Source organism: Providencia sp. PROV130 (assembly GCF_028482225.1).
Lineage (GTDB): Bacteria > Pseudomonadota > Gammaproteobacteria > Enterobacterales > Enterobacteriaceae > Providencia > Providencia rettgeri.
The window spans coordinates 132,246-156,889 of the sequence record NZ_JAMPQC010000001.1 but is presented as its reverse complement, the minus strand read 5'-3'; the positions used below and the strand labels follow the sequence as shown (position 1 = coordinate 156,889).

Sequence of the window (24,644 nt, the reverse complement as noted above, 5' to 3'; positions counted from 1 at the left end):
TTATGGGTAAGATCAAAAACGCAGATTTCCTTATAACCACCAATTGCGTTACCAGATCAAAAAATTATCGTTCTCATGCGGTATAAAATAGTCCAACTGCAATATAGCGCATGGTAAAAGCAACGTTAGGTTGGTATTTCCTAACTATACTCAATGACATTAAAACTACACCTGCTAACTAAATCATTATGGATAAATCAAGACAGACTGAATTGGTACGTTGGTTAAAACAACACAGTGCCCCTGCCAAGCGCTGGTTGCAGATCTCTATGTTACTAGGTATTTTGAGCGGATTACTGATTATTGCTCAAGCCTGGTTCTTAGCTGTTATCTTACAAGCATTGATTATGGATAACGTTCCTCGAGAACAGCTATTAACTCCCTTTATTCTTCTGATTTGCGTTTTCGTCTTACGTGCAATTGTCACCTATATACGAGAACGTGTTGGCTTTCGTTGTGGCCAAGTGGTACGCCAAGAAATACGCACCATGGTACTCGATAAACTTCAAGAGCTCGGCCCTGTATGGGTTAAAGGTAAGCCTGCGGGTAGCTGGGCCACGATTATTCTTGAACAAATTGAAGACATGCAAGACTACTATTCACGCTATCTTCCACAAATGTATTTAGCGGGGATCATCCCCATTATGATCCTGATTGCTATTTTCCCATTTAACTGGGCTGCTGCACTTATTTTATTCGTCACTGCCCCGCTAATTCCTATTTTTATGGCATTAGTCGGGTTAGGTGCTGCGGATGCTAACCGCCGTAATTTTATTGCATTAGGCCGTTTAAGCGGTAGTTTTCTCGATAGATTACGAGGCCTTGATACCTTGCGGTTATTTTTTCGTGAAAAAGCAGAAATTAAGCAAATTCGCGAATCAACAGAGGATTTTCGTTCTAGAACGATGGAAGTACTAAGAATGGCATTTCTATCTTCTGGTGTACTTGAGTTTTTTGCATCGATTTCTATTGCTGTTGTTGCCGTCTATTTTGGTTTTTCTTACCTAGGTGAAATGAACTTTGGTAGCTACGGTCTACCTGTCACACTATTTGCCGGTTTTCTTGCCCTGATACTGTCTCCAGAGTTTTTCCAACCACTACGAGATCTTGGCACATACTACCACGCCAAAGCACAAGCTGTTGGTGCCGCTGAAACACTCGAAACATTGTTAAACAGTGATGGAGAACAAAACACTCAACAAGGAACCCAAACACTGAGCGATGATGCTATCTATATTCAGGCTAAACAATTAGAAATTTTATCCCATGATGGCGTGCGCCTTGCTGGGCCATTAGATTTCAATATTGAACCACAACAGCGTATTGCGATTGTTGGTCAAAGTGGCGCAGGGAAAAGCTCATTACTCAATTTATTGTTAGGCTTTTTACCTTATCGTGGCTCCATCACCGTCAATGGTGTTGAACTTCGTGAATTATGCCCTGATAAATGGCGTGAATTACTTGGTTGGGTTGGGCAAAACCCTCACCTTCCAGAGCAAACACTGGTTGAAAACATCTGTTTAGGCAAGCCAAATGCTACAGAGGCAGAAATTCAACAGGCTATTGATAATGCATATGTTTCCGAGTTCTTAGCCCATTTGCCTGACGGTCTAAATACCAAATTAGGTGACTATGCCGCCCGCCTTTCGGTCGGACAAGCTCAACGTGTTGCCGTTGCACGAACCCTGTTGAAACCTTCTCGTATGCTACTTCTAGATGAGCCCGCTGCGAGCTTAGACTCCCACAGTGAGCAACGTGTCATGCAAACACTTAACCAGCTATCAAGTCAGCAAACAACCCTTTTAGTCACCCATTTGCTGGAAGAAACCCTTGATTATGACCAAATTTGGGTAATGGCTAATGGGCAAATCATTCAGCAAGGTAATTACACACAATTAAGTCAATCAGAAGGCGCTTTTGCCCAATTACTTGCCCATCGTAGTGAGGAGCTTTGATAATGAAAATTTTATTACCTTTCTTAGCTCTTTACCGCCGCCATTGGTTTTTAATTACATTAGGTATCATCTTAGCGATTGTGACCTTACTGGCGAGTATTGGCTTACTTACCCTTTCCGGTTGGTTTTTAGCCGGAACCGCAATTGCTGGTTTTCCGGGTCTTTACTATTTTAATTACATGTTACCCGCTGCGGGCGTCCGTGGCGCCGCTATTTTTCGTACCGCTGGCCGCTATGGGGAACGCCTAGTTAGTCACGATGCCACCTTTAAAGTACTTGCTCATTTGCGAGTTTTCGCTTTTAGTAAAGTATTACCCCTTTCACCGGGCGGTATCAGCCGTTTCCGTCAGGGGGAATTACTCAATCGCCTCGTCGCCGACGTAGAGACCCTAGATCACCTCTATTTACGCGTTTTATCGCCGATCATTACTGCGTTTTTTGTTACCTTTGTCCTTATTTTTGGTTTAAGTTACCTCGACCCTCGTCTTGCATGGACTCTGGGTGGCATCATGTTGTTCTTACTGTTTACCATGCCATTTATATTTTATCGTGCTGGTAAACCTATCGGCCGTGAACTAACCGAATTACGTGGAAGTTATCGCACTATTTTAACCTCTGCACTGCAAGGGCAAGCTGAGCTAACATTGTTTGGCGCCACTGACCGTTTTCGCCAAAATTTGCTTAATATTGAAAATAAATGGCAAATACGCCAACAACAGCAAGCAGCACTTACCGGGCTATCTCAAGCCATTATTTTATTTGCCTCTGGTGTGACTGCTACACTACTTCTTTGGATGGCAGCCGACCATGTCGGGGGGGATACCAAGCCGGGTGCTCTGATTGCTTTGTTTGTTTTCTGTGCGCTGGCTGCTTTCGAAGCATTAGGCCCTGTAGCGGTAGCCTTCCAACATATGGGGCAAGTGATTGCGTCTGCTACTCGCGTTTCCCAATTAATGACCGCAAAACCGGAGGTAACTTTCCCGAGTGAAAGCCCTTCAATCGCAATATTGGAAAGCCTGACTGTCGACAATATTTCATTTACCTATCCAGAACAACCATTTGCCGTTCTTCACAATGTATCTTTAACGTTAAATAAAGGCCAACACCTTGCTTTATTAGGTAAAACTGGCTGCGGTAAATCAACACTCCTTCAATTATTAACTCGTGCTTGGGATGTTGATAGCGGAACCATCAACTTAAATGGCACGCCTATTAACGAATTTAGCGAAAAATCGTTACGCAATATGATGTCTGTTGTGCCACAACGAGTTCATGTCTTTAGTGATACATTACGCAATAATCTATTACTCGCCAATGAACAAGCGACTGATATCGAATTAAGTGAAGTATTACAACAAGTTGGCTTGGGAAATTTATTAGAAAACGAATTAAAGCTTAATGCATGGATGGGTGAAGGCGGTCGACAGCTTTCTGGTGGGGAACAGCGCCGCTTAGGCATTGCCCGTGCTTTATTACATAATACCCCATTAATTCTAATGGATGAGCCAACGGAAGGGCTTGATGCGCAGACAGAACAACAGATTTTAGCGCTACTCAAAGAAAAATGTGCTGATAAAACATTAATTGTCATTACTCACCGCATGCAGGGCTTAGAGGAAATGGATAACATTTGTGTGATGGATAATGGTAAAATCATCGAACAAGGTACCCATCAAGCGTTGTTAGGCATGCAAGGCCAGTATTATCAGTTCCGCCAGCGCCACTGGGCACAGCAACCGCTCTGAGGCGTATATGTATCAATTAGATGACGACTCCTATTTATTCCCTCCCGTGTCTGAAGCCATGCGGGAGCCCAATGGTTTATTAGCGATTGGCGGAGATCTTTCATCAAAAAGGCTGCAAGCCGCTTATTATGATGGTATCTTTCCTTGGTTCAATCCAGGAGAGATGCCTTTATGGTGGTCTCCGGACCCGAGAGCAGTACTCATGGTTGGTGAGCTTCATATTAGCCGGTCAATGAAAAAAGTATTAAAAAAGCAGACTTATCGCATTACTGTAAACCATGCATTCAAGCAAGTTATTGAAGCTTGTTCTGTACGCCAAGAAGGCACATGGATTTTACCGGAAGTTCAAGCGGGGTATTTGGCATTACACCAAGCAGGTATGGCGCATTCCATCGAAGCTTGGTATGACGATAAACTCGTTGGAGGCCTGTATGGTGTGAACATGGGGCACCTATTTTGTGGGGAATCTATGTTCAGTAGAATGAATGATGCATCCAAATTTGCTTTTATTACATTCTATTTTCATTTTTTGCGCTATAATGGGCAACTTTTTGATTGTCAGGTACTTAACCACCATACCGCCTCAATCGGCGCAAAAGAGATATCCCGTAGGGATTTTTTACATATTCTTTATCGGTGGCGTGACAAAGCGATTGACCCCGCCTGCTGGATACCGCAATCGATTGAAATACCGCCAATTTTCGATTAATGAATTTTGGTTTTACATTAATTTTATTCCTTCACTTAAAAATAAAGATCGCGTTAAAATGCGACACTTCTTTACTTAGTGCGGGTTTTTGGGCATTATCTTGCCCGTTAAAAATCACGGTTATTAAACTTAGAGGATTAGATGGCCAAAGAAGACAATATTGAAATGCAGGGCACAGTTTTAGATACCCTGCCAAACACAATGTTCCGTGTTGAACTGGAAAACGGTCACGTGGTGACTGCTCATATTTCTGGAAAAATGCGTAAAAACTATATCCGCATCCTGACAGGCGACAAGGTAACTGTAGAGTTAACACCTTATGACCTGAGCAAAGGCCGAATCATTTTCCGTAGCCGTTGATATTCGCTTCAGGCAAGGCCTGACAACCACAGGTGCATTGATACACCTGTGGTCTATTCGTCAGAATACCGCATCCTCCGGAGAGGCCTTGTGCACGCTACTGAAGCTGTATGTCAGTGTGTTACTTTTTTCATCAAGCCCGATACTTACAGAGCCACCATTCGTTAGTGAACCAAATAGCAACTCGTTTGCTAATGGTTTTTTCAGGTTATCCTGAATGGTGCGAGCCATAGGTCGGGCACCCATCGCTTTATCATAACCTTTTTCACATAACCAACGGCGAGCCGCGGCGCTAACTTCAATTGATACGCCTTTCTCATCAAGTTGAACTTGTAATTCTACAATAAACTTATCAACAACTTGCGTAATAATTTCCGGAGTTAATGAGTTAAACCAAATGATACCATCAAGGCGGTTGCGAAACTCTGGTGAGAATGTCTTTTTGATTTCAGACATCGCATCAGTACTATTATCTTGCTCAGCAAAACCAATAGAACGACGCTGAGTTTCTTGCACCCCTGCGTTAGTTGTCATTACCACAACAACATTTCGAAAATCTGCTTTACGGCCGTTGTTATCCGTTAAAGTACCGTGGTCCATTACCTGTAAGAGGATATTAAACACATCAGGATGGGCTTTTTCGATCTCATCTAACAACACCACTGAATGTGGATGCTTGATAACAGCATCTGTCAGTAAACCACCTTGGTCAAAGCCGACATAGCCAGGAGGAGCACCAATTAAACGACTAACAGTATGACGCTCCATATACTCGGACATATCAAAACGTAATAATTTAATATCCAGCGCTTTGGCTAACTGAACAGTGACCTCCGTTTTACCCACCCCCGTCGGACCTGCAAACAAGAAAGAACCCACCGGTTTATTTTCTAACCCTAAACCTGCCCGATTCATTTTAATTGCCTCAGACAATGAATCTATCGCTTTGTCTTGCCCAAACACTAACATTTTCAAACGAGAGTCGAGTGTCTTGAGTTTGTCTTTATCACTTGAAGAAACAGTTTTTTCAGGAATACGAGCGATACGCGCCACAACAGTTTCAATTTCGGGTACACCAATAGTTTTTTTACGCTTACTTGGTGCAACCAATCGCGTTCGTGCACCAGCTTCATCGATCACGTCAATGGCTTTATCAGGCAAATGTCTATCAGTGATATATTTAATGGATAAGTCTACTGCGGCTTGAATCGCTTTTGCGGTATACCGAACATCATGATGCGCTTCATATTTAGGTTTTAACCCATTGATGATGCGAATTGTTTCTTCTGGAGTTGGTTCCACAATATCAATTTTCTGGAAACGACGCGCCAAAGCTCTGTCTTTCTCAAAAATACTGCCAAATTCTTGGTATGTTGTAGAACCAATAACACGAATTCGGCCACTGGATAGCAACGGTTTAATTAAATTTGCAGCGTCAACTTGCCCACCAGAGGCCGCCCCTGCACCGATGATAGTGTGTATTTCATCAATAAATAAAATACTCTTCGGATCTTTTTCCAGCATTTTTAATAATGCTTTGAAGCGTTTCTCAAAGTCACCACGGTATTTGGTTCCGGCCAGTAATGAGCCAATATCTAATGAATAAATTGTGCAACCTTTCATTACGTCAGGAACATCATCTTGCTCAATACGCCACGCCAGCCCTTCGGCAATCGCGGTTTTACCGACACCTGACTCGCCAACTAATAATGGGTTATTTTTACGACGGCGGCACAGTACTTGAATAGTACGCTCTAATTCAGCCTGACGTCCAACTAGAGGGTCGATATTCCCTTTCTTGGCCTGCTGGTTCAAGTTGGTCGTAAAGTTGTCCATATGGTCTTCTGAGACCGGCTGCTCTTCATTTTGCATGCTACTAGAGGGGATATCTTGTTCTGATGACGCCTCTTCGCCTTTTATCGTGCCATGAGATATATAATTAACCACATCTAAACGGCTAACATCATGTTTACGTAATAAGTACGCAGCTTGGGATTCTTGCTCACTAAAAATTGCAACTAATACGTTTGCGCCGCTAACTTCGTTACGCCCAGATGATTGCACATGAAAAACGGCGCGCTGTAATACACGCTGAAAACTCAACGTAGGCTGGGTGTCTCTGCTATCATTTTCGGGTAACAAAGGTGTCGTTTGCGCGATGAAGTGTTCAAGTTCTTGACGTAATGCAACAAGATCAACCTTACAAGCATCTAAAGCTTCGCGAGCAGAGATATTACTCAGTAGCGCTAGCAATAGGTGCTCTACAGTCATAAACTCATGGCGGCTGTCTTTCGCTTTCGTAAAAGCTACGTTTAAACTAAGCTCCAGTTCTTGATTGAGCATAAGCACCTCCCAAAATTGATATTAAGCCAAATTAGACTTTCTCTATAGTGCAAAGCAAAGGGTACTCATGTTCACGAGCAAAAGTATTGACTTGTGCCGCTTTTGTTTCAGCAACCTCTGCAGTAAAAATTCCACAAACGCCCTTTCCTTGAATATGGACATCTAACATTATCTGTGTAGCGCGTTCTTCATCAAAAGAAAAGTATTTTTGTAACACTTCGACAACAAAATCCATCGGAGTGTAATCGTCATTATTTAATAGCACCTTATACATCGAAGGTGGCTGTAAGGTTTGTTCTATTTCATCTTTAAAAATGACGTCAGTTTTAAATGTGCCCAGAAAATCACTCATTACTTTCTTGCTCAGTGTTTAACTTCAATTTAAGCATAGTCTTTATTATCAACGATTTCTATCAATCATATTGATAACACCACAAAACTATACCATTTCGTAACCATGCTGTTTTTGTCTATATTGCTTCAAGTCACAGTGTACCATGGGAATCACCTTTGCTTCCATGGTTAGCAATCTGTGAGCCACATCAAATATTATAGAAAATGAGCGCTATTGATTAGCGAATTCTTAACACTTTCCACTAATTCCTGTACCTCGCCTCTTGACCTTAGAAGGCAATTTATTACAGTATATTTTACGAACAAATGACATCGTACTTATACTTATTTTGTGTGTTTTTATACATTGCTTTAAACGCAAATATTGGTAAACCTGAAGGATGAAATATGGAGACGGGTATCGTTAAGTGGTTCAATAACGCAAAAGGCTTTGGTTTTATTTGCCCGGCTGATGGCGGAGAAGATATTTTTGCTCATTATTCCTGTATTCAAATGGACGGTTACAGGACACTAAAAGCTGGCCAGAAAGTTCAATTTAGTGTGACTATTGGCCCAAAAGGTAATCATGCAAACCTCATTGTTCCTATTAACATTGAGGATGGCCCAGACAACATTACCGAATTAAATCAATAGCTCAGCAATAGAGCACAGTTAATTATTTTAGTAACACTGACAACACTAATAATTAACTGTGACTATTTATCAATTAATCACTTCTTTACCGCACCATTGCCTGCGGTTTGCAGGTGCGACATATCACCATATAATGACGTTAATAAATCATACTGTTCAACATCATAAAACGCACATTGCTTTCCTGTGAATGCTTTAGCCACTTCTATCATAAATTTCACTGTCGCTGCAATGTCGACCTCATGGCTAGCCCCTGTAGAGCAACCAGGCACCACCGTTTCTGAGCAAATAGCGACACCAACCACTGGCGCAGATGTAGATACTGCAGGTTGTAATATACTGTTGATATGATGTAGGCCATTACCATATGGCGTGATGTCTTGAATGGACAACGGGAATGTCACCGCTTTTTGGCCACTGCTCCACTCCATCAAACGGATTAAATCCTCTGATACAGGTAAAATATAACCATTTTTTACCGTTGGAGACAACGCATACCCTTTATGATTGAGTAAACGATTTCCCTTTGTGGTATCTACAGACAAAATAGCATCCGCTTCTGGGATCGCTTCATGTTGATTCATCGTAGCATCTTCAAGGGGGGAATCCATGAAATCAACAGGTGTATGCGGACGTGTTGGCGCATTGGGGCAAATATGTGTTGTGATCACGACATCGCCGAGTAACCGATCACCCTTTTCATACATTTGTGCCAGTTTAAGTGCTGCTGCAAGTGCGGCAATCGCACCATCTGCATCAGACACGACACCAATGCGAGAAGGCCTAGCACCTATCCCACCTAAGCGCCCAATGATCCCAAGCGTTGGCGCGTCTTTATGGTGTGATTTACCTTGTATTCCAGGAATAAGGATACGAACAAAATCGCTTTGCCCTTTATTATCCTTAACCGTTTTAGATATGACTTCAATGTGTGGGAAATCTTGGAACAATGCAACAATGTCTTCACCTTTAACACTAGCGCAATCGATTAGCTCATATACGCAAAGAGTTTGTTTTAGACTCATTGTACTTCCTTTAATTTTTTTTATGGGAGTGAAGAACTACTTTGAGGTTAACTCGCATAAAATAACGAGTTAACCTCATTTCGCTCTAGATGGAGCCTCATATAATTGAGGTTCCATTTTTCCTGATGAAGGCGTATTCACGCACTTAAAATAATAACAATATAAATATTTATAATTTACTGATTACTTCTACTGCCTACTTCTTACTACTGTTTGCTTTTATGACACGAAATAAGTTCATGACTTATTCATGCTTTTTTGCAACCAATACGGGTCACCCACCATACAACCAAGATAAGCGGCTTTATGGCAAAGACTTTTGGATAACAGCGCCATAACCTCATCATTCATTTGCGTTGCAGGCAAACTTAAACACAAGGCATATAACGTATTTTGCGCTGGGTCGAACACCGTGCTAGATATGGAAGCGACTCCAGCAACGGATTCATCCATCGAAAATTCCCAGCCGCGCTCAGCCACTATGTCCAAACGCTCAACTAATTTACCGCGCTCTTCTTTGGGTTCACGGTCAATAATTTTTGACCGCTCATTTAGCGGTAACCTTGCTAATAATGCACGCCCCGTTGACGTTCCCAGTATGGGTAAGCGTGTCCCCGGTTGAGTAATCACTTGCAACATGCTATTGCCAAAGCGTGCATGAACGACGCGAACCATATCATCGTCAAGTGCTGACACATAGCTGGTAAAACCGCTATCTTTCGCAAGTTCATCAAGCGCTTCAAGCATCATATCGATTAACGGATTCATTCCCCTAGCTCGATGCGCTAATTCCATAATCAGCAAACCTGGCCGATATATCGGTGCATTGTTTTTCTTTTCTAACAACCCAAGCTCTGCCATTTGCTTTAAAAGGCGGGAGGCCGAACTTTTAGGCATGCCTAATTCATTAACCAACGTTGTCACAGTCAGCTCATTTCCAGAACGCAGGAACAATTGGTAAACGTCAACAACGCTAGATAAAATACTCATGACCCTAAACCTTGGGTTAATACACTGTAGCTTTGTGGCTTTCTATCTCTTAGATAAGGCACTTTTAAGCGTGTATGGGCTTGGTTTAAAAAATCAACCTCACCAATTAATAGCGCCTCACCTTCACAGCTGGCTTCACAAAGTACTTGGCCGCGAGGACCTAAAACCTTACTACCACCAAATAAATGCAGATCTTCTTCATGACCCCAACGGTTCACTGCAAGTAAGTGAGTTCCATTTTCTAATGCACGACAAGCACTGTTAATATCCCAGACATCTCGGTCTTGAACACACCAAGCTGAAGGAGCTAATAACAATTCGGCACCTTGTAATGTTAAAATTCGTGCGACTTCGGGAAAGCCCATGTCATAACAAATCATGATACCGATTTTACCAATCGGTGTTTCAAACACCGGGAAACTATCACCGCGCCCAAACCACTGTTTTTCAAGCCCAAAGGCATGAACTTTACGAAAAACACCACTGATACCTTCACATCCCGGATTCCAAACACCGACAGAGTTATAGATATCACCTAAATATTCACCACGCTCAACAAAGCCGCTCACAATAGTGATATTTAGACGAGTAGCAAGCTCGCTAAATAGCCTATAGGTTTCACTTCCGATGGAATCGCTTAAATCCCACAACTTAGTGGTCAGTAAGTCACCACGGTAACCTGTTGTCGCCAATTCAGGGAAACAAATCAATTTTGCCCCTGAATCTGCGGCTTGTTGGCATAACTGCGCCATACGTTGCAAGTTATTGGTTTTATTGCCAAGTTCTGAATCAAACTGAGCCAGAGCAACTTTAACTTTTGTACCTGACATTGTTTAATCCTTAATCTAAATGAGAGACTTTGCGAAAGTGTACCGTTTCAACACCTTTCGCTTTCGCCTGCCAGCGCATGCCTATCCAATAGGCTACTGCACCAGTAATCAAAGAGTTAAGCGCAGGGATACCATAGTCAGCGTGCAATGGACCTAATTCCGAGGTTCCCCATCCAACAGCCACAGCAATCACCCACACAACTAATGTAACAGGGTTATATGCTTCACAGCTTGGTGGTAATATGCCTTGCTCTCGAGTGATATCTAATTCTTTACGGTCACGCTTCAATAAATAATAGTCAACAACCATAATCCCTGCGACAGGCGGGATGGCTATTCCTAAGTAAATTAAGAAACCAATAAAGTTATCTAAGATCCCTAACATTGAAGCGATTGTGCCAAAGATACCAATCACCCACGTTAAATAACGGCGGTCAAAACGCTTATTGAAGATGGCATTTAACAGTGTAGAAAAACCTAAAGATGACGAATACAGATTGATATCATTCATTTTTATAGTCGAAAAGATAACAATCGATGCACCTAATAGGCCAGTCAGCGCCATCATTAAATCAAATACTTGGCTTGTACGTAATGATAATGCCATTAGTACTGCTATCATATTAACCAATAGCTCACCAAAAAATGTGCCGATGAGAGTCATCCAAAACACATCTTTAGGCCCTTTCATAAAGCGACTGATGTCGGGTGTTGTTACTGCAGCAATAATAAAACCACCAGCAACCATTGTAATGGCCGCAGGCATAGTCATTAATGGCCCGGCGGGTTCAGTGTCATTGATAAGTGTACCAATATCTTGACCTGATAATAAATTATATGTCGCCCAACCTAACGCGAATAAAAATAGCGGCGTTGAGATATTGGCAGTAATAGATAAAAATCGATACCCATATACTGTTATAACCGTCACCGCAATACCTGTAATAAGTGACCAAGTCCCTGGTGTTAGCACATTAGTCGCTTTATACATTCCATCCGCAAAGAAACCATTTTGGACGCCAAACCAGCCCATTAAGGAGATAGCAATCGCGCCACCAATGAGAGCTGAGCCTAACTTACCAAAACCCGCCCACCGAGACAGTAGGCTGATTGACATTCCTTCACGGCACGCAGCCGCTCCAAGCCCCCAGCTGACAACCTGTAAAATTACAGAGCCAAGCATTGTTGCCCAAAACGCCTGCCAAAAAGTTAACCCATACCCAAGAGCTGCACCTAACATCACTTGTGAAACACAAGCTAGTGCGCCAATTCGTAGAATTAACACTTCATAGAACGGTCTACGAGCACTTTGGGGTACTCGAGCCAAAGAATAATCTTCACCTGCTTTATTCGCCATATCGCACCTGCTGTGTGGTTGTCTTTGCTTAGTTTTTACTGGCTTTATTATAAGTTCCATTATATGGAACTAGGTTTCATTTATTCTACAAGGCAAATGATATCCATGATCGATACCAATTCGCAAGCAGAATTTATCTTTTCAGATAGTTTTTTATTATGAAATATTTTGGGAAACGAGGGAATATATAGATTGAAAAAAATATTATCAGGAAATGAAGGAGTTAAAAATAACGCATTTAATTAGCAGAATTTATTTGAGGAACTCAGTTCCAATAAATGAGACTATTCTTGAGCAGATATCTCTTTCAAGTTAGCATTTAATGCCTTCTTTATATCTTCTGCACCAAACCCTGTGATGCAGAAGACACACAGTTATTATTTAGCTTATAAATGATTAAGCTATAAACTATTCCCTCGCTAATGCGTCAATTGGGTTTAAGCGAGCCGCATTTCGAGCCGGTAAAAAGCCAAAAATAATACCAATGGCTGTTGAACAAGCAAAGGCACTGATTAACGCCACAGGATCAAAAGAGAAAGTCCAGCCCGGTAGCGCCATTTGAGCCAATAAACTAATTCCATACGATAGGCCAATCCCCATCAGCCCGCCCATTAAGCATACCAGCACGGCTTCGATGAGAAATTGCTGCATCACATCGCTGGTTCTAGCCCCTACCGCCATGCGAATACCAATTTCTCGCGTCCTTTCTGTCACAGAAACCAGCATAATATTCATCACACCAATTCCTCCAACCACTAATGAAATGACGGCCACTAGTGTGAGGAATAACTGCATTGTTTGGGTTGTTTTCTCTGCCGTTTTAATAAAGGTATCTAGGTTATAGGTAAAAATATCTTGCTTACCATGACGCAATGTCAATAAACGGATCAGTTGCTGCTCCGCTGTTTTAGCATCATAGCCCTCTTTAACCCGCACAGTGATACTGTCGTAGTATGGCCGATTAAGCACTTTACTATTTACCGTGGTGTCTGGTAACCAAATGGATAATGACTTATTCGAACCAAAAGCTGATTTTTTTTCTTCAAGTACACCGATGACCGTTGCTGGCATATTACCAATGAGTAAAGTTTCGCCAATAACATGCTCTTGTTTAGGAAAAAAGCGGCGCTTGGTGTTAGCATCAATGACCACCACTTGGGCTCGTCTGTCCGCCATATCTTGAGTAAACCCCATTCCTTCTGAAAACCTTGAAGCATAAACATTAAAATAATCACGCCCAACACCTGAAAGTTGAGCTGATGCATCTAAATTGCCTTTTCTTAGCCGAGTTGAGCTATTTAATTCCCCAGAGACAGCATGGACATAAGGTTGCTTAGCAATCGCGTCAATATCCGACGACTTTAATGATTGCCTATTTTCCGCATCGTCACTCCCAAAATCTTTCCCAGGATAGATAGAAATGGTATTGGTTCCGATCGATTTAATATCATTGAGTACCATGCCTTGCGCCGCATCGCCAATCACCATAATTGAAACCACGGAGGCAATACCAATTATAATTCCAAGCATCGTCAGCAGCGTGCGCATTTTATTGACAACCATGGCTCGCCAAGCCATTAACAATGCCTCACTAAATCGGCCATACATTTGATTTAATGTGAGTTTTCTTGCAGGAGCTTTTGGTAATGAATTCGTGCGTATCGAGGCTTTACTCCCCGAATCTTTCAAAATTTCGCCATCTTTAATTTCTACGATACGTTCCGCTTGCTGAGCAATTTCGGGATCATGAGTAACAATAATCACTGTATGCCCCTGAGCACAAAGGTCTTTTAAAATACTCATGACCTCTTCCCCTGAATGGCTATCTAGCGCTCCTGTTGGCTCATCCGCGAGAATTATCTGCCCGCCATTCATTAGAGCGCGAGCAATACTCACGCGCTGTTGTTGCCCACCAGACAACTGGCTTGGACGATATTCAATTCGCTCCCCAAGCCCTAAACGCTGTAATAGTTGAGCTGCTCGTTCACGACGTTGGTTTTTACCTGCCCCTGCATATACCGCAGGTACCTCAACATTTTGCTCCGCACTTAAATGGCTTAATAAATGGTAACGTTGAAAAATAAAACCGAAATGTTCTCGACGCAATTCTGCTAATTGGTCGTTATCTAATGTTGCAACGCTTTGGCCATCAATACAGTAATTCCCTTCTGTTGGTTTATCTAAGCACCCAATAATATTCATGAGTGTAGATTTACCTGAACCAGAAGCACCTATAATTGCTACCATCTCACCTGCATTAATTTGCAGTGAGACATTTTTTAAGACCGTAACTTGGTTTTCACCTTCCCCGTAGCGGCGAGTGATCCCTTGAAGATCAATTAGCGCAGCCATAGTTAGTATTCCGCCTCACTGTGCCCAATGACGACTTTGTCACCTTCATTTAGGCCTTTGGTAATTTCCACATACACATCGTTTCGGCCACCAATTTCAACTTGTTTTTTCTCGACTTTATTGCCTTGCAGAATATCCACTTCATAGGTTTGTGGTGAAATTTCATTGCCTAATGCAGATAGTGGTAGCAACAGCACATTCTTACGTGAATCTAATTCAATCGTGACCTGAGCGGTCATCTGTAATTTCAGCAAATGTTGCGGGTTAGGCACTTCAAAACGCGCATAATAGAAAATGGCATCATTAATTTTTTCAGGAGTTGGCAAAATATCCTTTAATTGCCCAGCAAACTTTTTATCTGGAGCGCCTAGAACAGTAAAAGAAGCATCTTGACCGGGTTCCAAATAAATTACGTCGGCTTCAGAAACTTCGGCTTTCACTAGCATCGTGTCCAAATCCGCAAGGGTTAAAATTGTTGGTGCTTCTTGGGCAGCAATAACTGTCTGCCCCTGTAGTGTTTTAATAAAGGTCACAATGCCATCCATTGGCGCTGTAATTTGCGTATAGTTTAAATTATTTTTTGCTGTGTCTAATGTGGCCTGATTACGTTTAATTTGTGCTTGATAAGTAGCAACTTGCGCTTTTTTCACCTCAACATCTGTTTTGGCTTTATCGAGATCTTGCTGAGCAACAGCTTGTAACTTCGCCAAACTCAGATGGCGCTGATAAGTCACCTGAGCAAGACGCAGCTCGGCTTGAGCTAATGATAAATTGGCTTCGAGCTCACGTGTTGTTGCCTCAGACTCAATAACATCATTTTGGGCTTTTTTCGGGTCAATAACCGCTAATAAATCGCCTTTTTTAACATAATCGCCCTCTTTGACATACAGAGTTTGCAGCTGCCCACTCACCTGAGCCCCCACATCGACTTTACGTACGGCATCAAGTTTCCCCGTTGCCAGTACTTGTTTATCTAAATTGCCTCGAGTGACATCTACGGTTTGAAAAACCTCGGCTTCCTCACGATTAAAAAGAAACCCAGCGGTGATTAGGGCAACAATAATGATTGCCAAATAAATCGGCCACTTTTTCTTAGGCTTTGCCTTCATGTTTACTTGCTTCCTATGAACAAAAAGAGGGCTTTGCCCTCTAAGATCGCTGACAACGTGTAAAAAGGTGGATCCAATTAGTTGCCAGCTAAAAACTAATGATCAAATTATATATCACTTAAGTTATCAATTGATTCAACATGTGATAAACCTGAGAGAGCCATTTCTTAATAATCAATCAACAACAAGTAATATTTATCGATATCACCATTAATTTGCTTTCCCCCTTGCCAACCATGCCACGCGAGAAAACATACTTTTTAATTGCAGCGGAATGCTGTCTGGCCCTAATTCTGCGGCTCTATTTACAGTAGCTAGCGCTAAATCTGGTTTCGATGTACGAGAAATCGCCTTAATAATTACTCGCCTGGTTGAAACCTTCGCATTATCTGGAATATCAGCAATTTCATGATAAAGGCTTCTAAACCCTTCACGATATAGGAAATGTTCCATATCTGGTGCGGGGAGCATCGTTAGCCTATCCCTATCTGAGGAATTAATTTTGTTGGCATAATGTGTCGCTGTTGCTGCATACTTGCGCCCAGCCTCATCACCATCGGTTAAAACATGCCATTCAATACCCATTTTATTGGCAAACTTCAGCAATGGTTTCAAACCACTTTGTGCAAATGCAATAACTTTTATTCCTTCAGTTTCAAAGTAATAGTTACACTGGCGCGAAAATTCATTCATCAACCAAATTTCAGTTTCCCCTTCAACTAATAACCAGCAGCGAGCAAACAGCGCTGATGGACGATTAAAGCGAATATGGAAAGAAATTTTACGTAATTCTTCAGCACTTAAATCATTTTCACTCAATCGATAAGCTGAAACTTTATTGGTATTGCGTACCAAACGACACAAATCTTCCAGAGGTGCTAATGAAAGTAACTCCCCTGAGTTCGTCGTGGTAATCCGCTGTAGAGAAAATAGGCTAAATAACCCCCATGCGATGGAGAGCATAATCGGGTGTAAGCGTGTTTCTGGATCTTCAACGATAATCAATGGCCGTGCATGTTTATCTAACTGAATATTACCTTTTGATTGTAATAACGAAGAAAACATTCCTAAGATAATTAAACGAATATTGCGTTGGTTTGGTTTAGCGATTAAACGGCTAATATTATCAAGTGCTTTCCACCCACGCTTGCGCGGTTCTATATTGACAATTGAGTTATCCAGTTTTATAAGATGCGCGCTCTGCCCTGAAAAATAATGACTGAGCAGCTGTTGCATTGCATCAATACCATCACCAAGGTCCTCGTCACTTAAACATTCAGGGTTATTGACCAATGCATGGGTTAATTCTTTAATGCGAACGTTGAACAAATCACGTAAATCTTTTTGGCCTGTAACGATAGTTTCAGTGTTAAGTGTATGCAAAAAGCGGGCATCTCGCAGGCGAATAACCGGATACAACCTAATAATTTCTTTAATGTATTTACCTACATTATCTAAAGAAAGCTTATTACCGCCTGAGTTCAAAAAGTTTTTATCTACAACTATCGTGTCATCATCTCTCAGCTCTGCGCTAACACGATAGAAAATATGTTTAAGGCCATCTCCGTTATCGACCCAAACAGAGTTAAGATTATGAAAACGATATGATTGATGACGTCCTTTTCGGCGTTCACAAAATTTTAGAACAATCTGTAATGAGCGATAACGTGATTCATCGTTCCCTGCTGGGTGATGGAAGTCATGAAGGCTGAATTGGTAATCTGTATGCTCAGGGGAAAGAAGAAGGTCAAGTGCGTCCAGTAAACTCGATTTTCCCCAGGAATTCTCACCGACTAAAACCGTACTATTATTCAGTTCTAAAGAAAGCCGGTTAATTCCTCTAAATCCGTATATTTCCACACGTTCCAGGTACATATTACTCTCCTTGGAAGATTTTTAATTCACCCTCAATATTATTAGTTTTCATTACATACCGGGTGATTCCGTCAATTAAACAGACTAAAAGACACTATTTAGAGCTTACCGATTAAGCGCCTTTATTACTATAAATATGTAAGCAAAATAAAAATACTTATAACAAAACAGCGAACTGTGTTGAGCATCTAATTACAGTGTTATAAAATAGTAAAACTTTCATTTTTAGTGTTTTTGACCTATTTTTCTTTCTTTAACCAATAAAAAAATTTTATAACAATAAATTCTTTTAGCACAGGGCGCTAAATCAGGTTTATGCTTCGATAACCTAAATAAAAAAGATAAGCATAACCCTTTGTTTACATTAACCTAGTCGATGGGATAACCTCTAAGGAAACGGCCATGTATTCAGGACTCTTAATTATTCTTCTACCGTTAACACTCGGTTATCTTATTCCTATTAAAAATAAACGTATTCTCCATCGAGTTCATCAATCTCTGAATTCAATGGTATATGTTATTTTATTTTTAATGGGAATTACCCTCGCACTACTTGAAAACTTAAGCGTTCACTTATTTTCTATTTTAATTTATGCAGTTACCTTTTTTGGTTGCATATTTTCATTGAATGTAATCTCACTGTTATTGCTCGATAAATTTGATCCATGGAGAATTCCGCAACATAAACAAGAAAAGCCACCTTCACGAATCAAAATGGTTCTCGAATCCTTACAGTTATGCGGTGTGCTACTACTCGGATTTGCCGTTGGCTTGACGCATTTTGACTTTCTACACTATGCCGACAAAGGCAGCCAAGTGGCGTTAATGCTATTGCTATTACTTGTCGGTATTCAGCTACGCAATAGTGGCATGAGCATCAAGCAAATTTTAATCAATCGCCGTGGTACCACCATCGCGTTTGTCATGGCAATCAGTGCGTTAGCCGGTGGCGCGTTAGCTGCATTTTTACTCGATCTTCCAGTGAAAATGGGGCTAGCGCTCGCTTCTGGCTTTGGCTGGTACTCATTAACAGGCATCGTACTTACCGATGCATATGGCCCAGTCATGGGAAGTGCTGCTTTTTTCAATGACTTAGCAAGGGAACTTGCTGCCATCATGCTCATTCCTATTATTATCAACCGTTACCGCTCAACGGCTCTTGGCATTTGCGGTTCAACATCAATGGATTTTACATTACCTGTTTTACAACGCAGCGGTGGAGTTTCAATTGTCCCTGCCGCCATAGTTCACGGTTTCGTACTTAGTCTAATTACGCCAATTCTTATGGCCTTCTTTACATAGGTAAAATTTCAGTCACAATAGCCGTTAATTTGCGTGAAACAGGAAATTAACATGACAGATAAACAACGTGTTTTAGTGTTGGGCGCTAGTGGCTATATTGGTCAGAATTTGATCCCTAAACTCATTGAGCAAGGATATGACGTAACAGCAGGTGCACGCCGTGTTGATTGGATGCTATCTCAAGGCTGGCAAGACACCCAATGCATTTATGTAGATCTTCACGACCCCGAAACATTAAAAGGTGTCATGGAAGGCATCGACATTGTTTATTTCCTCGTTCATAGCATGGCTGACCAAGCCAATTTAGTCGAACGTGAGCGCGCAGCCGCTCGCAATGTGCAACAAGCCCTTGAAGGCTCAAGCGTTAAACATGTTATCTATCTCAGCGCATTACAACACGGGCATACCTATTCACCACACCTAATAGCACGGCGTTTAACCGGTGATATTTTACGTGAGAGCCAAGTCCCTGTTACTGAAATTCGTTCATCCATTATCGTTGGCTCTGGTTCTGCTGCATTCGAAATAATGCGCGATATGGTCTACAACTTAGCGATTTTAACGCCACCGCGTTGGGTTCGCTCTAAGTCGTCACCTATCGCCCTGTCGAATATTTTGTATTATTTAACGCAACTAGCAAAAATACCAACAACCGAGAACCGAATTTTCGATGCGGGTGGTCCTGAGTTTATTAGCTACCAAGAACTATTTAAACGCTTTATTAAAGTCAGTGGTAAACGGCGTTTACTTATCCCTATTCCGATCCCCATCAGTATGATCTCTGTGCATTTCATCAGTTTGATCACCTCTGTGCCACCATCAATTGCTAAGGAGCTAATCCAAGGCTTGCAGCACGATCTCCCGGCAGATGATAAAGCGTTACGAGAACTGATCCCACAAACCTTAATTTCTTTTGATGATGCGGTTAGAACCACTTTAGCTGAAGAAGCCGATGCCGTTGATAACGCAGATTGGGGTTATGACCCAGAAGTCAGAAAACGTTGGCGTCCTGGTTATGGCTATTACCCAAAACAAGCGGGAGCAACCCTTGGAACAACGGCCAGTTCAGAATCGCTCTGGTATACAGTGCAACAGATTGGCGGAAAAAACGGCTATTTCTATGCCAATGGCCTGTGGAAAACCCGCGCCATCATGGATGATATGATGTTGAATAAAGTGAAATATGGCCGCCCCGATCGTGAACAGCTCCAACTCGGTGATGAGATTGACGGCTGGCGCGTGATTAATCTTGAGCCTAATAAACAACTTAGCTTGTTATTTGGTATGAAAGCTCCAGGACTTGGCCGCCTAACTTTTACTATTCATGATAGCGGAAACCGCCGTTCAATCGATGTTCGGGCATGGTGGCACCCTGCTGGCTTTTGCGGTCTACTCTATTGGTTTGCCATGATGCCTGCACATTTATTTATTTTTAAAGGCATGGCAAAACGCATCAGTGAGCTAGCTTATGAGCGGGATAAACAACTCGCTAAACAACAGCAAGCAGAGCAACTGACCGTTAAATCAGAATAAATTTAGCGTAAAAACCAAATTTTTATGCAGAAATTATTGCATAAATATGCTCATAGGATTAATATCGCGGGTAGTGAAATAAGATATTATTGGTACACATGAGCATTCAATTAAAAAACATCAACTGTTTCTATGGTTCCCATCAGGCACTCTTTGATATCAATCTAGAGTGTTCTTCTGGTGAGACTATGGTATTACTCGGGCCAAGCGGAGCAGGTAAAAGCTCATTGTTACGTGTCCTCAATTTATTAGAAATGCCACGTTCAGGCCACTTAAATATTGTGGGTCAGCAATTTGACTTTTCTTCAGCTCCAGATGCGAAAGCGATTCGTGAGCTGCGTCAAAATGTGGGAATGGTATTTCAACAATATAACCTATGGCCTCATTTGAGCGTTATGGACAACTTAATTGAAGCACCGTGCCGCGTGTTAAAATTGTCCAAGCAAGAAGCGCAAGCAAAAGCCTCTAAGCTATTAGAGCGCTTACGGTTGTCTCAATTTGCTGATCGCTACCCCTTACATTTATCGGGTGGGCAGCAACAGCGTGTTGCGATTGCTAGAGCATTGATGATGGAACCAAAAGTTTTATTATTTGATGAACCAACCGCTGCACTTGACCCAGAAATTACCGCACAAGTTGTTGATATTATTCGAGAACTATCTGCAACTGGAATTACGCAAGTCATCGTTACTCACGAAGTGGAAATTGCTCGTAAAACCGCTAGCCGTGTAGTGTATATGGAAAATGGCCATATAGTAGAACAAGGGGATGCAAGCCATTTCACTGCACCTCAAACAGAAGCATTTGCAAATTATCTGTCACATTAATAGATATAGGATTAAGCAATGAAAAAAATTATATTAGCTGCACTACTGGGCGCTGTAACCCTATCTGCAACTGCTGCGGAAAAAGAAACCATCCGTTTTGCAACAGAAGCGACTTACGCACCTTTTGAAATGTTCGATAAGAATAACCAAATCGTTGGCTTTGACGTTGATTTAGCCAATGCCATGTGTGAAAAAATGAATGCAACTTGTACATTTACTCACCAATCTTTCGACAGCTTAATCCCTAGCTTAAAATTCCGCCGCTTTGAAGCATTAATGGCAGGTATCGATATTACCCCTGAGCGCCAACAGCAAGTGGATTTCACTGAAACTTACTACCCTAACTCAGCAGAGTTTATTGCTGTGAAAGAAAAAATCAGCTCAGTAGACCAATTAAAAGATAAAAAAATTGGTGTTCAAAACGGAACCACTCACCAAAAATATATCATGGAACAACATAAAGGTATGACAACCGTTCCTTATGATAACTACCAATCTGCTATTTTAGACCTGCAAAATGGCCGTATCGATGCCGTCTTCGGTGATACCGCAGTTGCTGACGAATGGTTAAAAGCTAAAGGTAACGAAAACTTAGCCGCTGTAGGTGAAAAAGTGACTGATCCACAATATTTTGGTATTGGGCTTGGTATTGCGGTGCGTAAAGGAAATAAAGAGCTGTTGGATAAAATGAATAAAGCCTTAGCTGAAGTTAAAGCAGACGGCACTTATGATGCTATCCACAAAAAATGGTTTCAACAGTAATTGATATAATTAATGAGCAACTTTCTATTTTTAACAAGTGCCGCCGGTATTACCGTCGGCCTTGCTGTTTCTGCACTGGTTTTGGGGCTGATCCTCGCCATGCTATTTACTGCATGGGAGTCCGTCCGTTTTAAACCTATTGCCTTTTTAGGGACCTGTTGGGTTACTTTGATTCGCGGTCTGCCTGAATTATTGGTCGTGTTGTTTGTCTATTTTGGTACATTACAACTGATCAATTTGTTTGGTGATGGGTTCGATATAAACCTCGGTTTTTGGCAAGGCACTATCCAGATTGACCCCAGCATATTCTTTGCTGATAGCGGTGAATTTGATTACACCCCATTTGTTTGTGGTGTTATTGCCCTCGCCCTGTTATACGCATCTTATGCATCACAAACATTAAGAGGGGCTTTAAAAGCAGTACCTTATGGTCAGTGGGAAGCCGGTTTTGCATTAGGCTTAAACAAACGTACTATTTTCTTTCGGTTCATTATGCCGCAAATGTGGCGCCATGCGCTTCCAGGCTTAGGTAACCAATGGCTTGTATTATTAAAAGATACTGCGTTAGTTTCACTCATCAGCGTTAATGATTTGATGTTACAAACAAAAACAATCGTCAATAGAACTCACGAACCATTCACATGGTACGCCATTGTGGGTTTGATTTACCTTGCCATTACGTTAGTCAGTCAAGTTATTTTAAAACGTATTGAATTGCGTACGACTCGCTTTGAGCGAGGTGAATCAAAATGATGGATTTAATTTTAGATATTCTTCCTGGGCTACCAACCAGCTTATCACTGACATTTAGTGCTCTTATTGTAGCTTTTATCTTAGCGATATTATTTACTTTAATTCTTTCACTTAAAACCCCCGTGGTTTCTCAAGCCGTTAAAGTCTATATCACGCTTTTCACTGGTACGCCTTTATTGGTGCAGTTCTTCTTAATTTATAATGGTCCAAGCCAGTTTAAATCACTGCAGAATTACCCAATGCTATGGGAGTTTATCTCAACCCCTTGGGTATGCGCCATGATAGCATTGGCACTAAATAGTGCAGCATATTCTACTTTGTTATTCCACGGTGCAGTTAAAGCTATTCCGTCAGGCCAATGGCAATCGTGCCAAGCCCTCGGGATGAGCAAAATGCAAACCATGCGTATTATTTTGCCTTATGCCTTTAAACGTTCGTTATCGTCCTATTCCAATGAAGTCGTCCTGATTTTCAAAAGTACTTCACTTGCCAGTACGATTACAATGCTAGATGTTATGGGTTACAGCCAACTGATCTTTGGTCAAAGCTGGAATGTGATGGCGTTTGTTGCAGCAGGAATTATTTATTTAGTGGTCAATGCAATTTTGACCATTCTAATGCGTTTAATTGAACGCAAAGCGTTGGAATTTGAGCACAGAGGTTAGTCCTTCTTTCTCGCCGACAAGTAAAAAAAGCTTGGTGTTATGCCAAGCTTTTTTTTAATAAGATTCATTGATTTTTGAAAGAGCATTAAAGTTACAAATGCCATAATTCAGGTCATTACATAAACAAAATCAATAATTGAGATGACTATGCCTAATATTAAATTTGACATTCCTTTTAATCAAAATAAATTAATTACCTATTTTAAAAAAGACAAAAAAAACATAATAAGTAACAAACTATCTCTTGTAAAGAATACATCACATATAACTAATGGCCTTTGTTATGGATTATCCTCTGCTTATCTTTGTAATGAAAACAAGAATCAAGGTGATAAATTAATAAAAACCATAACTTCACAATTAAAAAAATGCAACCAAGATAAAGCATCAAACAAATTTAAGTTACTTAGTACAAAAACAAAGAAATACAATTATAATATATCGACATTGAACACTCATTTAGCTAATGTTTTAAACATTCAAATGAATTGCTCACGCGCATATAATTTCAATTACATCTCATACAACTTAGATTCAATTATTGGAGAAACAGTGCCCCAAAGACTCTCTCTAGATAAAAAGATAAGCTACCTAAATACCAATGAAGAAACTAAACCATTAATAATTGATAATAAAAAATGACATAGAGTTAAGTGAAACTGAAATAATAGATTTTTTAAAAAGCTCATTTAAATTTTTAGCTAAAAATGAAATGTATAAAAACACGTCTAAAAAATTAAACTTTGGTTTAGTAAACTGTAAAGAACGAAAAATTAATGACGATGAAAATTTAATTTTCGATAATGACCTTTCATCCATTCAGGAACTTAAGGACAGAATAAAAAGCATAATAAACAATGAACATGTTTTTTATTCATTAATTATTTATGATAATCACTGCATGGCTATTTCGATTAAACGCAACTCAAAAAACTCCGATTATATCTATAAATTCTTTGATTCTAATAAAGGGATAAAAAAATATAAAACTCAAGAATCTTTTTTTGATGATATTGAAGAGTTACTCTCCAATCATAGTTCAGATAAAACTCTAATCAAAACACTGGATTTTCCAGTTGAAATAATCTCAATGGAATCACTTAAGAATTCAAGTTATAATATTTTATAAAATAACTAGAATAAATTTTGAAAATAGAGCATAAAA

General features: G+C 40.8%; 22 protein-coding genes. 13 read left to right on the top strand and 9 right to left on the bottom strand.

What is annotated here, in order from left to right; genetic code table 11:
• Positions 1 to 188: 188 nt before the first annotated feature.
• From cydD to infA, 4 genes are all read left to right on the top strand, one after another.
• Complete coding sequence (gene cydD, locus PSF28_RS00705; protein ID WP_210836813.1) at positions 189 to 1,955, top strand: heme ABC transporter permease/ATP-binding protein CydD; 1,767 nt, start codon at positions 189 to 191, stop codon at positions 1,953 to 1,955.
• A gap of 2 nt (positions 1,956 to 1,957) precedes the next feature.
• Positions 1,958 to 3,700, top strand: coding sequence for a heme ABC transporter ATP-binding protein/permease CydC (cydC, locus tag PSF28_RS00700; RefSeq protein WP_272684458.1), 1,743 nt, complete (start codon positions 1,958 to 1,960; stop codon positions 3,698 to 3,700).
• A gap of 7 nt (positions 3,701 to 3,707) precedes the next feature.
• Complete coding sequence (aat, locus tag PSF28_RS00695; RefSeq protein ID WP_210836811.1) at positions 3,708 to 4,409, top strand: leucyl/phenylalanyl-tRNA--protein transferase; 702 nt, start codon at positions 3,708 to 3,710, stop codon at positions 4,407 to 4,409.
• Positions 4,410 to 4,550: 141 nt separating this feature from the next.
• Positions 4,551 to 4,769 carry a translation initiation factor IF-1 gene (gene infA / locus PSF28_RS00690; RefSeq protein WP_004244560.1) on the top strand — a complete coding sequence of 73 codons (219 nt, stop codon included), beginning with the start codon at positions 4,551 to 4,553 and terminating at the stop codon, positions 4,767 to 4,769.
• 60 nt (positions 4,770 to 4,829) lie between these two features.
• On the opposite strand, the gene clpA is transcribed toward infA, so the two are convergent.
• Together clpA and clpS are read right to left on the bottom strand one after the other, a co-directional pair.
• Entirely contained in the window at positions 4,830 to 7,112 is a 2,283-nt protein-coding gene (clpA, locus tag PSF28_RS00685) for an ATP-dependent Clp protease ATP-binding subunit ClpA (RefSeq protein ID WP_210836810.1), read from the bottom strand.
• Between the two features lie 31 nt (positions 7,113 to 7,143).
• Positions 7,144 to 7,464, bottom strand: coding sequence for an ATP-dependent Clp protease adapter ClpS (clpS, locus tag PSF28_RS00680; RefSeq protein WP_004256357.1), 321 nt, complete (start codon positions 7,462 to 7,464; stop codon positions 7,144 to 7,146).
• A 389-nt stretch (positions 7,465 to 7,853) separates the two neighbouring features.
• Between clpS and cspD the strand changes: the two genes are divergently transcribed.
• Positions 7,854 to 8,099 carry a cold shock domain-containing protein CspD gene (gene cspD / locus PSF28_RS00675; protein WP_272665343.1) on the top strand — a complete coding sequence of 82 codons (246 nt, stop codon included), beginning with the start codon at positions 7,854 to 7,856 and terminating at the stop codon, positions 8,097 to 8,099.
• Positions 8,100 to 8,176: 77 nt separating this feature from the next.
• Here the strand turns inward: cspD and PSF28_RS00670 are convergent, their stop codons facing one another.
• The 7 genes from PSF28_RS00670 to PSF28_RS00640 form a co-directional block, all read right to left on the bottom strand.
• Positions 8,177 to 9,124, bottom strand: a complete 948-nt coding sequence (locus tag PSF28_RS00670; RefSeq protein ID WP_210836807.1) for a DUF1177 domain-containing protein — start codon at positions 9,122 to 9,124, stop codon at positions 8,177 to 8,179.
• A gap of 237 nt (positions 9,125 to 9,361) precedes the next feature.
• Entirely contained in the window at positions 9,362 to 10,114 is a 753-nt protein-coding gene (locus PSF28_RS00665; RefSeq protein ID WP_210836806.1) for an IclR family transcriptional regulator, read from the bottom strand.
• Entirely contained in the window at positions 10,111 to 10,944 is an 834-nt protein-coding gene (locus PSF28_RS00660) for a nitrilase-related carbon-nitrogen hydrolase (RefSeq protein ID WP_210836805.1), read from the bottom strand. Before PSF28_RS00660 ends, PSF28_RS00665 begins: the two co-directional genes overlap by 4 nt.
• Before the next feature lie 10 nt (positions 10,945 to 10,954).
• The gene (locus tag PSF28_RS00655; RefSeq protein ID WP_004909397.1) at positions 10,955 to 12,301 is read right to left on the bottom strand and encodes a purine-cytosine permease family protein; all 1,347 of its coding nucleotides are present in this window, start codon (positions 12,299 to 12,301) and stop codon (positions 10,955 to 10,957) included.
• A gap of 408 nt (positions 12,302 to 12,709) precedes the next feature.
• Complete coding sequence (macB, locus tag PSF28_RS00650; protein WP_210836804.1) at positions 12,710 to 14,653, bottom strand: macrolide ABC transporter ATP-binding protein/permease MacB; 1,944 nt, start codon at positions 14,651 to 14,653, stop codon at positions 12,710 to 12,712.
• A gap of 2 nt (positions 14,654 to 14,655) precedes the next feature.
• A complete protein-coding gene (macA, locus tag PSF28_RS00645) occupies positions 14,656 to 15,762 on the bottom strand; it encodes a macrolide transporter subunit MacA (protein WP_210836803.1) in 1,107 nt (368 codons plus the stop codon).
• A 210-nt stretch (positions 15,763 to 15,972) separates the two neighbouring features.
• Positions 15,973 to 17,637: an ATP-dependent nuclease gene (locus tag PSF28_RS00640; RefSeq protein WP_109911018.1), complete on the bottom strand. Its 1,665-nt coding sequence runs from the start codon at positions 17,635 to 17,637 to the stop codon at positions 15,973 to 15,975.
• Positions 17,638 to 18,039: 402 nt separating this feature from the next.
• Here PSF28_RS00640 and PSF28_RS00635 point away from each other — a divergent pair, with 402 nt between their 5' ends.
• From PSF28_RS00635 to PSF28_RS00600, 8 genes are all read left to right on the top strand, one after another.
• Complete coding sequence (locus tag PSF28_RS00635) at positions 18,040 to 18,939, top strand: lysine exporter LysO family protein (protein WP_115167661.1); 900 nt, start codon at positions 18,040 to 18,042, stop codon at positions 18,937 to 18,939.
• 51 nt (positions 18,940 to 18,990) lie between these two features.
• Positions 18,991 to 20,472, top strand: coding sequence for a DUF2867 domain-containing protein (locus tag PSF28_RS00630; protein WP_004909389.1), 1,482 nt, complete (start codon positions 18,991 to 18,993; stop codon positions 20,470 to 20,472).
• Positions 20,473 to 20,570: 98 nt separating this feature from the next.
• Positions 20,571 to 21,299, top strand: a complete 729-nt coding sequence (artP, locus tag PSF28_RS00625) for an arginine ABC transporter ATP-binding protein ArtP (protein ID WP_210840301.1) — start codon at positions 20,571 to 20,573, stop codon at positions 21,297 to 21,299.
• An 18-nt stretch (positions 21,300 to 21,317) separates the two neighbouring features.
• Positions 21,318 to 22,061, top strand: coding sequence for an arginine ABC transporter substrate-binding protein (gene artJ / locus PSF28_RS00620; protein ID WP_004256405.1), 744 nt, complete (start codon positions 21,318 to 21,320; stop codon positions 22,059 to 22,061).
• Between the two features lie 12 nt (positions 22,062 to 22,073).
• Positions 22,074 to 22,814, top strand: coding sequence for an arginine ABC transporter permease ArtQ (gene artQ / locus PSF28_RS00615; RefSeq protein ID WP_210840300.1), 741 nt, complete (start codon positions 22,074 to 22,076; stop codon positions 22,812 to 22,814).
• A complete protein-coding gene (gene artM / locus PSF28_RS00610; RefSeq protein ID WP_210840299.1) occupies positions 22,811 to 23,479 on the top strand; it encodes an arginine ABC transporter permease ArtM in 669 nt (222 codons plus the stop codon). The genes artQ and artM overlap by 4 nt, the downstream gene beginning before the upstream one ends.
• Positions 23,480 to 23,626: 147 nt before the next feature.
• A complete protein-coding gene (locus PSF28_RS00605) occupies positions 23,627 to 24,121 on the top strand; it encodes a hypothetical protein (protein ID WP_272684457.1) in 495 nt (164 codons plus the stop codon).
• The gene (locus PSF28_RS00600; protein ID WP_272684456.1) at positions 24,105 to 24,608 is read left to right on the top strand and encodes a hypothetical protein; all 504 of its coding nucleotides are present in this window, start codon (positions 24,105 to 24,107) and stop codon (positions 24,606 to 24,608) included. Before PSF28_RS00605 ends, PSF28_RS00600 begins: the two co-directional genes overlap by 17 nt.
• Positions 24,609 to 24,644: the final 36 nt, after the last annotated feature.